10 protein-coding genes are annotated in these 11,606 nt (G+C 56.4%); 7 read left to right on the plus strand and 3 right to left on the minus strand.

Translation table 11 applies throughout. The features are described 5' to 3' along the window. Nucleotides 1–473 precede the first annotated feature (473 nt). The gene (locus tag PYR65_RS22150; protein ID WP_060636840.1) at nt 474–1,274 is read left to right on the plus strand and encodes a LuxR C-terminal-related transcriptional regulator; all 801 of its coding nucleotides are present in this window, start codon (nt 474–476) and stop codon (nt 1,272–1,274) included. Between the two features lie 124 nt (nt 1,275–1,398). Here PYR65_RS22150 and PYR65_RS22155 read toward each other — a convergent pair whose 3' ends face one another. Then, complete coding sequence (locus tag PYR65_RS22155) at nt 1,399–2,079, minus strand: sugar transferase (protein ID WP_276121607.1); 681 nt, start codon at nt 2,077–2,079, stop codon at nt 1,399–1,401. 283 nt (nt 2,080–2,362) lie between these two features. Between PYR65_RS22155 and PYR65_RS22160 the strand changes: the two genes are divergently transcribed. Further along, nucleotides 2,363–2,662 carry a hypothetical protein gene (locus tag PYR65_RS22160; RefSeq protein ID WP_276121608.1) on the plus strand — a complete coding sequence of 100 codons (300 nt, stop codon included), beginning with the start codon at nt 2,363–2,365 and terminating at the stop codon, nt 2,660–2,662. On the opposite strand, the gene PYR65_RS22165 is transcribed toward PYR65_RS22160, so the two are convergent. Further along, nucleotides 2,611–3,534 carry a glycosyltransferase gene (locus tag PYR65_RS22165; RefSeq protein ID WP_276121609.1) on the minus strand — a complete coding sequence of 308 codons (924 nt, stop codon included), beginning with the start codon at nt 3,532–3,534 and terminating at the stop codon, nt 2,611–2,613. The two genes, PYR65_RS22160 and PYR65_RS22165, sit on opposite strands and share 52 nt — an antisense overlap. Before the next feature lie 527 nt (nt 3,535–4,061). On the opposite strand from PYR65_RS22165, the gene PYR65_RS22170 reads away from it, so the two are divergent. From PYR65_RS22170 to PYR65_RS22190, 5 genes are all read left to right on the plus strand, one after another. After that, complete coding sequence (locus tag PYR65_RS22170; RefSeq protein ID WP_276121610.1) at nt 4,062–5,666, plus strand: GumC family protein; 1,605 nt, start codon at nt 4,062–4,064, stop codon at nt 5,664–5,666. 3 nt (nt 5,667–5,669) lie between these two features. Then, nucleotides 5,670–6,458, plus strand: a complete 789-nt coding sequence (locus tag PYR65_RS22175) for a CpsD/CapB family tyrosine-protein kinase (RefSeq protein WP_276121611.1) — start codon at nt 5,670–5,672, stop codon at nt 6,456–6,458. A gap of 82 nt (nt 6,459–6,540) precedes the next feature. Further along, nucleotides 6,541–7,734, plus strand: a complete 1,194-nt coding sequence (gene wecB / locus PYR65_RS22180) for a non-hydrolyzing UDP-N-acetylglucosamine 2-epimerase (protein WP_276121612.1) — start codon at nt 6,541–6,543, stop codon at nt 7,732–7,734. Nucleotides 7,735–7,976: 242 nt separating this feature from the next. Continuing rightward, nucleotides 7,977–8,264 (plus strand): hypothetical protein, encoded by a 288-nt coding sequence (locus PYR65_RS22185; RefSeq protein WP_060636833.1) that lies wholly within the window; start codon nt 7,977–7,979, stop codon nt 8,262–8,264. Between the two features lie 257 nt (nt 8,265–8,521). Continuing rightward, a complete protein-coding gene (locus tag PYR65_RS22190) occupies nt 8,522–9,349 on the plus strand; it encodes a Hint domain-containing protein (RefSeq protein WP_276121613.1) in 828 nt (275 codons plus the stop codon). Between the two features lie 113 nt (nt 9,350–9,462). On the opposite strand, the gene PYR65_RS22195 is transcribed toward PYR65_RS22190, so the two are convergent. Next, nucleotides 9,463–11,352: a hypothetical protein gene (locus PYR65_RS22195; RefSeq protein WP_276121614.1), complete on the minus strand. Its 1,890-nt coding sequence runs from the start codon at nt 11,350–11,352 to the stop codon at nt 9,463–9,465. Nucleotides 11,353–11,606 lie beyond the last annotated feature (254 nt).

The raw sequence follows: 11,606 nt of genomic DNA on the forward strand, positions 1-11,606 counted from the left end.
TCCATCGTTCCGGAACGGCACAGCGTGTCCACTCGAACGTATCGCAATGCGGCATATACAAGCGCAATATTTAAAATAATTTAAAAGTTATTTGTTTTGTGGAGCGTAAAGGGAGACTTTATATCTCTTTCGTGACGAAGATTATGGTAAATCGCCGCGATTTCCTCCGCCTGGACCATTTAGCACTCAAATTACCCCTAAAAAGGTACTGGCTATTAATCCGTAAAGGGTATCCAGTTGCGCCTTCGTAGTGCCTTCACTTCATCACGGAAAACAAATAATTTACGGCTTCATTCAAATACTATGCAATGTCATTTACATCGTGTAATATAAGTAACTGCGAATAAATATTTTGATTTAAACAAATGTATATCACAGGTTGAGTTTCTAGTAAATCTGGGGCTGGCGCGTGCTTTTTTTACGACCTTGGCGTTGACCGGGTATGTGCATGTGCGTTTAGGGAGTAGAGACGTATGAATTCACTATTGATGACAAACGGCAAGGACATTTCGAGTAATCTTTTCCATTCCATAGCAACCGATCCTCTCAGCACACAAAATGATAAAAGGCCCGGCGAAATGCCGCGGGGGCGTTCGCTTTTGATCATTGACGACCGTGCGCTGGATCGGCAGTGCCTTGCCTATTGCATATCCGCACACAAGATCGACATGGATGTGCTGGCCTTCGGTTCGGTGGAAGAATGGGAGCGCAAACGGCATGACTATCCGCAGCTTGCCGCCGTTCTTTTGAACATCGGCGGAAAGAAAATCGGCGAACCCAGTGTTTCCGAAGAAATCACCAGGCTCGCCGCAGCGTTTGAAGCGCCCATCATTGTTCTGGCAGATGCTGACGATCTGCCGCAGATCATGAAGGCACTCGAATGCGGAGCGAAGGGCTATATCCCATCGTCCGTCAGCATCGACGTCTGTATCGAAGCCATTGCGCTTTCAATGGCCGGCGGTATCTTCGTTCCGGCCAGCAGCGTCTTTGCAATGCGCCAGGCGCTTGAAACGGGAAGCCCAGCTGCCCGCCCACTCGCCGGCATGTTCACGGAGCGGCAGGCCGAAGTGGTCGAGGCGTTACGGCGTGGCAAGGCCAACAAGATCATCGCCTATGAACTCAATTTGCGCGAAAGCACCGTCAAAGTGCATATCCGCAATATCATGAAGAAGGTCAAGGCGACCAATCGGACTGAAGTTGCTTACAAGATCAAGGACCTCTTCCCGCTTTCTTCTGCTCCGGCAAGCGAAGGCATGAAGGGAAGCGAGCATTAATTTTTAACGGATTCAAGTTCTGCGTACATTTTCCGAAAGGTCGTTCGGATTTGTCTCTTTCATCTCGGTCTTAGCAAAGCACCAAAAATATTTGGTGCTTTGCTTTTTTGTAAGGGGCCTCCTTTCAGAGGCCCGTTCCTTTTAAAACAACCATCGGCGTCCGGACCAAAATCCACAAGTCCGCACTGAAGGACATCATGCCGGAATAGCGGGTGTCATGCAGTGCGCGCTCGATGAAGGTACAGCCATTGCGCTCGCTAATCTGCCAAAGCCCAGTCAAGCCGGGACGCAGGTTGAAATAGGCTGTCCCTGGATAATATTGCCGCTGCTCAGGCAACATCGGGCGCGGGCCAACCAGGCTCATATCGCCGGCAATCACATTCAGAAGCTGCGGCAGTTCATCGATTGAATATTTGCGCAGATATTTGCCAAGCCATGTGATGCGTGGATCGTTTTCAAGTTTCTGCTTTGTCTCCCATTCGGCCTTTGCGGCAGGGTTGGAGGCCAAATACTCGGCCAGCTTCCGGTCTGCGTCCGGGGCCATCGTTCGCAGCTTCCACAGATTGAATATTCGCCCGCCTTTTCCGACGCGCGGCTGCGAGAAGAACGCCTTTCCCCCATTCAGCCGGATCAGCATCGCGCACAGAGCAACGATCAGCAAAGCGAATGGCGCAGCCAGCAACGTGACAGCGACATCGAAAAAACGCTTCTCCACGAAATAGCGCGATCGGGATTTCGCAGCCCGCTCGTACGATGAGCTGTGTGAAGCAACACCCAAGGGGTATTCGAGATTACTTTCCGACATGACGCCTCCAAAATTAGCCAGTGTTTGAAAAAGCGGCGTAAGGGGCGTGAAAAATGAAAATATAAAATTGCGTTTGGAGGAATGTGTACTTCCTCGATTTTTGAATCTATTGCCCCAATGCCTTTTGTTAATTTGATATTAACCATAGGCATCAAATTCACAATAAATCTAATCTAAACAATTCGATGTAGGTCGGATTGCTGTCGCAAAATAACGCACTTTCAGAACGAAGCTTTACGCTCGTTTAAGTGGCTTTCGGACGATGGAGGCGGGGAAAGCGAGAGTGAAAGACGTGTTGATGCTGCGGCAACCGGGCAATTTAAAGCTTTGCAGCAAGACGCTGGCTGGACGATTTTGGGCGGCGTTTTTACGCACCGCCGCGCTGCTGGAGCATGGATTTTGGGAAAGTGGCACGCGTGCCGTTGAACGAGCTCTGCCGGCTCGATGCCGAAATCAGGCGCGCGGGTTTTTGAAGCACCGCAGCCGATCGGGATATGTTGATGAACGTTTGATGGCAGTCGTGTTGGTCATTCAAGACCTTTCACGATTCCAGTTTTCGATGAAGCGGCCTGCATCGCCATGAAACACCAGGCCGAACATGCGGCGCGCGCGATGAGCCCGAATGCGGGTCAGGCAGGCGAGCGCCAGTAACCGGTTTCGCATGCCGGAAACACGATCTGTCGTCAAAATCCTCAAAGTCTCGGCCAACGGAGACGCGGCGATGATTAGCCCTTCGATCAGCCATCGCAGCGTCGCCGAAGGGTGACCGGAAACCTTGCGGAAGCCGTGGGCGACGTGCCGGTCCCACCGCCGGGCCAGATCAGCAAAAGACTTGCAGGAGGGGGTCAGAACTTTTGCCTCCGGCAGAAAGATGATGCGATGGCCCATTGCCGTCGCCCGTTGTCCCCATTCGGTATCTTCCATGGTCGATATTCCGCCGAAAGGACCGACGGACTGAAACACATGCTTTCGAACCGCCATATTGCCCGTTGCGGCAAACCCATATTGTTCGACATAGGCACGCGCACGATAGCTATAGATATTTTCATAGGATTCGATCGCAGTCGGATATCGGGGGTCGGCAACCAGGACTGCGATATCGCCGCCGAGAAGCGCAACATCGGGCCTGTTTGCCATGGCATCGACGATCTCTTTCACCCAGCCAGGCTGAGCAATGCAGTCGCAATCGATAAAAGCCAGAAGGTCGGCCTGCGCGAGATCTGCGCCATGATTGCGGGCCGGCCCTGGACCGGGAACAATTTCGCGCTCCAGGCGGAGATCCGGAATATCGAGGCAGGCTGCCACCGGCATTTCGCTCGAGCCGTTGTCCACCACGATGATCTCGAACGCAATGCCATCCGCGCGTTGTGCATCGAGCGCAAGAAGACATTGCCGCAGATCATCGGGCTCGTTGAGGTGAGGCACGATCACGCTGAGCTGAAAGGGAGGCGGCATAGGGCTTCCTATTGAGTTTAAGCAAAGGCTCTTTTGCAGGCGCCGGTTCAACACGGGATCAAGGCTTATCCCGCGCGTTTGGACCATGATCGCAGATCACCGTTCTCCTCGTAGAATGAATGGAATGGCGCTGTGTAGGAAGACGTTTCCAGGACCGCCTTGAGGCGCATGACGGCTGGCGCTACCCATGCACTTTGGGAGAGTTTTAACCGGCGCTATGAGACCGGATAAGCCTTTTGGCGGACGCTTGGGCATCTGCCCGCCGTTCAGCCTACTCCATCTCACATACCGCGAAACCGCGATGGTACAGGCCTTGCTGGGACGGCGCGTTCTGCTGCCGGGAGGCTGCGTTGCAGACCGGACGGCGATCTACAGCATAGGGAGAGAGGGTCCGTCCAAAAGTACTAACTTCGCCATCGCCGCAGTCCCGCTCACCCTCCATTGACCAACTGTTCCGCTTTTCCGAACCACTGAACAATGACCTCGGCAACAGTGCCAACCGGGTTCAGAAGTTGGGTGATTGCGTAATGGGCAATATAGACTTGAAATTTTATGTTTCGATCCTTTTGCGAAGGCTGCCCTATCTCATAGCGATCATGGCCGTGGCATTGCTGTCGTCTATCGCGGCCACATTTTTCACATCGCCGGTCTATAGTTCGAGCGCAAAAATTCTATCCGAAGCGCCACAGATCCCGGCCGAACTTGCACGCTCGACCGTGCCGCTCAGCGCCGTCGAGCAGTTGCAGATTCTGCAGCAGCAGATCACGACCAGAGATGATCTGCTGGCGCTCGCAACCCGGCTGGCAGTCTACGGCGATAGCGCCAAGCAACCCGATGAAGACGATCTCATCGCAGATATGCGCTCCCGGATAAAATTCGAGCAATTGCAGTTTGACACGCAGAGCCGGGATCAGGGGGCGACGGTGTTCAGCGTGTCCTTCCTGGCCGGCAGGCCGGATATGGCAGCGAAAGTCGCCAACGAGCTGGCGGCGATGATCCTCGACAGAAACCAGCGGCAACGGACGGATCGTGCCGGCAGCACGTTGCGGTTCTTCAATCAGGCCGTCGATCGGCTGTCTTCCGATCTGAACAGGCTGGAAGCCGATATTCTCAAGTTCAAGACCCAAAACAAGGACACCCTGCCGGAAAGCCTCGATTTCCGCCGCAACCAGCAGGGCAGCCTGCAGGAGAGGCTGATTTCGCTGGAGCGCGAGGAAACCGATCTTCGCACCAAACGCGGCAATTTGATCGCGACATATACCAATGCCGGACAGTTCGCCGGGGCAGCGCCGGTGACGCCGGAGCAGCAGATGCTTGCGGATCTCAACCGGGCGCTTGCGGATCAGCTCGCGATCTTTTCGGAAACGAGCCCGAATATAAAAGCACTGCGCGCCCGGATCGCATCGTTGCAAAATTCCCTGTTGGCCAGCCCTTCCAAGGACGGCAAGAATGACGATGAACCGGCATCCAGACAAGCCGGCCCCTTCGGGCTGGATCTGCAACTGTCGGATATCGATAATCGCCTGAAGGCCGTCGCGGTTGAGAAAACCTCGATCGCCCGCGCGATCGAAAACCTGACCCGCTCGATCGCAGGCACGGCTGCCAGCGAAACAGTCCTGAATTCACTCGAGCGAAATCGCCAGAACATTCAGGTGCAATATAATGCGGCTATCGGCAGGCGTGCGGAGGCCTTGACCGGTGAGCAAATCGAAATGCGCTCCGATGGCGGCCGGTTTTCGCTGCTCGAACCCGCAACGCCGCCCGTCAGGGCCATCAGCCCTCAGCGCCGGCGCATCGTTGCGCTGGGCGTTATGGCAGGGCTCGGCCTCGGGCTCGGTGTCATCGTGCTGCTGGAGCTCCTCAACAAAACCATCCGCAGGCCGGCAGAGCTTGCGCAACTGCTTCAGTCGCAACCGCTCGCCACGATCCCCACTATCAGGCCGCCGAGCAAAACGCATTTTCCGAACTACAGGCGTCACATCGCGGCAATGCTGGTCATGGGCGTGCTGCCGTTGTCGCCGATCGATGGCCCGGTATCGCATCACGGTATCGGTCACGCCATCGCTGAAAGCGGGGCAGGGTTAAATGTCTCTCTTATCCCCGTAGCAACCGTCGCCGGAGGCAGAGTGTAAGTCATGGATCAGATTAGAGCCTCCCTGCAAGACAGTCTCAGGCTGCAAAGTAACGATCAGCTGGCGGAACAGGCAATGCAGGCATGCACCCGGCTTGGATTTGAAATCGCATGGGGAAATCTGGCACCTCTCGATCCAGCGCCGGACACGACCTTTCGAAATCGCATCGTGACGATAGACCGTTCGGATCCGGCGCATGCGCCATTCGACATGATGCGCACGCGGGTTCTCCAGAGCATGCGTCAAAATGGCTGGACATCGATTGCAATCACGTCGCCCACTGCGTCCTGCGGAAAATCGCTGGTCGCGCTCAATCTGGCCTTCAGTCTGGCACACCAGCAGGATTGCCGTACGCTGCTGGTCGATCTCAATTTGAAGCAACCGCAAATCGGCGAGATGCTCGATGTCAATGCGCACGCGTCCATGGAAGATTTCCTGAAAGGGGATGCGCCGATCCACGATATTTTCCTGCGGTACGGCGACAATCTGGCCGTGGGCATAAACCATCAGCCCGTGCAGTTTTCTGCAGAGCTGCTGCAGAGCTTGGAGGCTGCAAAAGTGCTGCAGGACCTGCGTCTGCGGATGGGGCCGGACATCATCCTGTACGATCTGCCGCCCATGCTCTCCAGCGACGATGTGACGGCATTCCTGCCCAATGTGGACTGCGCAATTCTGGTTGCAGCTGCAGAACATAGCACATTTGCCGAGGTGGATCGTTGCGAGCGGTATCTGTCCGAACGGACGAACATGCTCGGGGTCGTTTTAAACAAGTGCCGATATTGCACCGACTGAAAATGAAGCTGGATAGAGGCGGCCGGGTCCTTTTGCCATCGTTCGCCAAAATGATTGTCAACTCTGGATAAAGGAAATTGCCATGCGCAAAATACTCGTCGTCTATGGCACGCGCCCCGAAGCGATCAAGATGGCTCCCCTGATCCATGCGCTCTCTGCGTCGCGCCATTGCACGCCGGTCGTCGCCGTCACCGGTCAGCACCGGGAAATGCTCGACCAGGTGAACCGGTTGTTCGAGATTGAACCCGAACATGACCTGAACATCATTACCCAAGCACAGACGCTTGAGAGCGTTACCGCCCGCGTTCTTGCAGGTGTTGCCAATGTCATCGAAAGCGAAGCGCCTGCCGCAATTGTGGTCCAGGGCGATACGACCACCTGCTTTGCAGCGGCATTGGCGGCGTTCTATCGCAAAATCCCGCTGATCCATCTGGAGGCGGGCCTGCGAACGGGCGAGCGTCATAACCCCTTCCCGGAGGAAATCAACCGCCGCCTGACCACCCAGCTTGCAGCGCTGCACCTGGCGCCGACGCAGACGTCGAAGGCAAATCTCCTCAATGACGGCGTCGCAGAAAACGATATTGTCGTGACCGGCAATACCGTGATTGACGCGCTGCTGCATGTGTCCGGCCGCATCACGCAGACAGGTAATCAGGATCTCCAGCGGATCAGCGGCCGCAGAAGCGTTTTGGTGACTGCGCACCGGCGTGAATCCTGGGGCGAACCGATGGCGCAGGCCGCGCGCGCCATCGCGCGGCTCGCACGGCAATTCCCTGATATCGCGTTCCTGCTTCCCGCACATCTCAATCCGGCTGTGCGCAACGTCCTGCTTCCCCCGCTTCAGGGGCTTGAGAACGTGGTGATTACGCAGCCGCTGGACTATGGTGATTTCGTCAAAGCCATGCGTGATTGTTCCATCGTGCTGACGGATAGCGGTGGTGTGCAGGAGGAAGCCCCGACATTCGGAAAGCCGGTTCTCGTGATGCGTGAAACCACGGAGCGGCCCGAGGCGGTGACGGCCGGCACGGTGCGCCTGGTTGGAACAGATGAAGATCGTATCGTCAGCGAAGTCAGCGAGCTTTTGACGGATCGCCGGGCCTATCAGGAGATGGCGCACGCCGTGAATCCTTATGGCGACGGGCAGGCCGCAACACGGTCAGTCCAGGCGATCGAGCACTTTTTTGCTCTGGCAGAGAGACCCGATGAGTTTGATGCCGGGCGCGACGCGCTGGAATCGCCAGCGGCTGCCCAGGCAATGAGCGGCTTTGCCGCTTAAGATCGGCAAGCATCAGCAGACGCGTGCTGATGCGTCGAACGCAAACCCCCACGCTTGTTCCACATCGGCGTGCCGCGGATGAAGACGGCCCCAGCCACGGCGAGTGGCTGAGCGCCACCTCTTTTGGAACGACGGGACAGCCGGGTTGTCATGTCTACCCGTCAGGTCCACACACTCCAAAAGATCGCCAATTTAAAAATGCCGGCAAAGTTCGAGCAACTGTCAGATCGGGAAGTTCCACCATGCGTGAAAACGATATCTCAAAATGGGAGGTCGATGCCGGGAACAAGCTGAAGGCCTATACCCTGTTGGAATGGGGTGTAGCCGCCAGCGAGCCGTATCATGTCATGCTGCGGATCGGTTACGCTATTTCCAAATGGGAATGGGATACATACAAAGACACGGACCGCTCGCCGCACCAGTTCCAGACGGCCATGTCACCGACGGCGGCCAAAGAACTCGGAGCGCTCCTGATCCTCTATGCCGAGGAAATGGAAAACCAGATCCCGTCAAAGGGCGAGCAAAACTAATCTAAAAATTCAAGCACATGATCCTTGGGAACGGGAGCACGTTTCCATCTGCCGCCACGTCTTCACGCAAGACGAGGCGCGGCTGGGAAAGCTAACCCTGGATCGAAGCTCAAACGGTATACACCATATTCGGGAACGGTGCCTACTCCAAAGAGAGAGGCCTGATCCACCTCTTGCAGTGGTACCTGTTCACGCTCGCAGCGGTTATAATCCTGTTCTTCAAGGCAATTTCTGGGTCTACTCGAAAGGAAACACCAATGTCGTCAGACAAAAATCGGCAGGCACCCGTCAATGGTGCACGGCGGCACTTTCTCGGTTTGGCCGCCGCAACGGGTGCCAAAGTTGCAGCCCTGAGTGCCTTGACCGCATCGACTGTGTTTCCATCATCGATCGCCCAGGCGATGGGAATCCCTTGGTGGAAGAAAGGCGACAAGGGCGGTGGAAATCCCATGTGCTTTCTCGTCGGCACGGCAATCATGACCCCGGCCGGCGAGATCAGCATCGAGAATTTGAAAATCGGTGATTTCGTCAAAACCGTTGATGGCAAGGCCATGCCCGTGCGGTGGATCGGCCGTCACATTTACAGGCGGAACGGTGCGTCCTGGCCTGCCAGCGTGGTTCCGATCCGCATCGCACGGCACGCCATTGACCGGCAGACACCGCACCGCGACCTCTATGTTTCCCCGGGCCACGCGCTGTTCATGGACGGCGTGCTGATCAGAGCCAAGGATCTCGTCAACGGCATTTCCATCACATCGGCGCTTTCGGACGATCGCGACACGATAGACTATTACCATATTGTCCTCGATACCCACGAGGCGATCCTGGCTGAGGGGATGGCAGCGGAGACTTTTCTCCTGCAAGACAGCAATCACGAAACCTTCACCAATTTTGGTGACTTCGCGCGCGCTGCCGGTCAGATTTCGGGGATGAAACCTTTCGCACCGGTCGTCGCGATCGATTCCGGCCGGGAACATCTCAAAGCTCTGCTTCCGGCGGCGATCCGCCATGCCCTGCATATCCGGCAACCGGCTCGCAAGGCGCATCAAAGACTTGCGTTACGGGCCGAAAACTTGGTCAGTTGAGAACTGGCGGCACCTGTGTATGAGGCAGGTGCGCTCGTCACCAAGTTCTTGTCATATCCTTATATCAAAACAATGAGGCCGCTTTCGCGGCCTCATTGCATTACACCACCGCGTTACAAGACGAAGTAACCCTTGTGCAGGGAGATAGCGTCATCAAGGTGAACCGCAAAATCGGCCTTCCCGTCGCCATTGACATCGCCGTAGACGTAGGTGTCGGAGGCACTCTTGACGGTGCGCAGTTCCCCGGCCTTGCCGGCAAAGGCTGCGTTGCCAATGTAGTTGAAGGCCTGATTGCCGGATGCTGCAGTATTGGCATCGATCGCCGACAGGTCGATCCGGTCACCGCCGGTCCCCGAAAAGTCGAAGATCGTGTCACGCCCGCTGACCGACACGGTCGAATCACCAAGCGCCTTGAAGCTGAACGTGTCGGCACCGGCCCCACCGATCAGATCATCAGCACCAGCCCCGCCATACAGCACGTCCTTGCCGCCGCCGCTGTTCAGGACGTCGTTGCCAGCGCCTCCTTCGAGCAGGTTGGCTTCGGCATTGCCATAGAGCTTGTCGGCATAACCGGAGCCCTTCAGGTTCTCGATCGAAACATAGGTGTCACCCTTGGCATCGCCTGTGTTGATGGCGGCATTGGCAAGGCTGGCTGTTACGCCGGTCTTTGCACCCGCATAGGAAGCCATATCGGTTCCTGCTCCGCCATCCAGTTTGTCACCACCGGCCCCGCCATTCAGGAGGTCGTTGCCCGCGCCACCGGAAAGCAGATTGGCACCGCTATTGCCATAGAGCTTGTCGGCAAAACTTGATCCACTCAGCCGCTCAACCGACACATAGGTGTCGCCCTTGGCATCGCCTGTGTTGATGGAAGCGTCGGCAAGGCTGGCTGTTACGCCGGTCTTTGCGCTTGCGTAGGAAGCGGTATCTACCCCCGTTCCACCATCCAGTTTGTCAGCGCCCGCACCGCCGTCCAGGACATCATTGCCTGCACCGCCCTTGAGCACATCATTGCCACCAAGACCCTTGATGGTGTCATTGCCACCGAGGCCGTCGATCTTGTCGGCGCCCGCCGTGCCTGTCAGCACGTCATTGCCATTGGTCGCCTTGTTCGTGACAGGTGTTTCTGGCGTCGTTGGTGTCTCAGGTGTCGTTGGAGTCTCCGGAGTGGTCGGTGTTTCCGGAGTAGTCGGCGTCTCAGGTGTCACCGGCGGCGTTTCCGGGCTGACGGGTGTTGGCCAGTCCGTGCCCATTTCGTCATTGTTTGACAGGGTGGGCGTATTGCCTTTGAAATAATAATAACCCCAGTGGCCCTGACCGAGTTCGTTATTGGTGAACTCGACGCCGGAGATCTTATCGGTGCTGCTGAAGCTGCCATCCGAATAAAGCGTGTAGCCGCCGCCCGCGAGATAGTTGCCATCGACCTTGATGTTGGAAACCGGGCCAAAGTCGTTGTTGATCATCACGGCCGAGGTCTGGCCATTGTCGTTGATGATCGTGTTGTGCCGTATATCGACGCCGGAGACGCCGCCGTTGATCTCGATGCCATCATAATGCGGACCACCCCACACAGTGCCGGCCCGGACGTTTGGAGCCTTCATATCGTGGATGTAATTGTCCTGGATCAGGCTTGCGCCCGTCACGTTGATGCCGTTTTCCACGTTGTGGATATCATTGCGCAGGAACGTTCCCGAGCCGAAAATGCCGTTTGCGCCGTCCTTGCTGCTTCCGACATTCAGGATCTCATTGTCCTTGACGATGGTGCCGGTAATACCCGGCTTGATCCAGATGCCCGTCCAGTCGGTGGACGTTATGCGGCTATTCTGGATCGTAACGTCCGGGGCCATGACCCAGATCGTTCCCTTGACGTCGAGAGCGTTGAGAACTGTGCCCGCCTTGGTGACATTCACATCGCCCGATGCCGTCAGCACGACACCGTCCGGAAGACCGGTACTCTTTGCGTCGGGAAATCCCGTGAGGGTTTTGGTTGAGGTAATAGCCATATCAGAGGCTCCCGTTTCAGTGCTGGAGTTGGGGAGGCAAACCTGCGCAAGCGGACCGGCCGCAAGTATTCGTTTCTCGCCGGTGTGATTGTGCTTCCCGTTGGAAGCGGCGCTTGATGGACAGAACTGGCACAGCAGTCCGCAGCAGGATTGCATCCAATATTGTCTGGATCAGAGACGGTTTTCGGTCGTCGCCGGAACTGTCCCTGTAGAGACAATGAGGCCGCTTTCGCGGCCTCATTGCATTACACTGC

Origin of the sequence: Pararhizobium qamdonense, assembly GCF_029277445.1 — a bacterium.
GTDB lineage: Bacteria > Pseudomonadota > Alphaproteobacteria > Rhizobiales > Rhizobiaceae > Pararhizobium > Pararhizobium qamdonense.

Coding starts and splice junctions, on each gene's coding strand:
- PYR65_RS22185 (WP_060636833.1), top strand. CDS start 7,977: ATGCGTGAAAACGATATCTCAAAATGGGAGGTCGATGCCGGGAACAAG.
- PYR65_RS22150 (WP_060636840.1), top strand. CDS start 474: ATGAATTCACTATTGATGACAAACGGCAAGGACATTTCGAGTAATCTT.
- PYR65_RS22170 (WP_276121610.1), top strand. CDS start 4,062: ATGGGCAATATAGACTTGAAATTTTATGTTTCGATCCTTTTGCGAAGG.
- PYR65_RS22165 (WP_276121609.1), bottom strand. CDS start 3,534: ATGCCGCCTCCCTTTCAGCTCAGCGTGATCGTGCCTCACCTCAACGAG.
- wecB (WP_276121612.1), top strand. CDS start 6,541: ATGCGCAAAATACTCGTCGTCTATGGCACGCGCCCCGAAGCGATCAAG.
- PYR65_RS22175 (WP_276121611.1), top strand. CDS start 5,670: ATGGATCAGATTAGAGCCTCCCTGCAAGACAGTCTCAGGCTGCAAAGT.
- PYR65_RS22190 (WP_276121613.1), top strand. CDS start 8,522: ATGTCGTCAGACAAAAATCGGCAGGCACCCGTCAATGGTGCACGGCGG.
- PYR65_RS22195 (WP_276121614.1), bottom strand. CDS start 11,352: ATGGCTATTACCTCAACCAAAACCCTCACGGGATTTCCCGACGCAAAG.
- PYR65_RS22155 (WP_276121607.1), bottom strand. CDS start 2,079: ATGTCGGAAAGTAATCTCGAATACCCCTTGGGTGTTGCTTCACACAGC.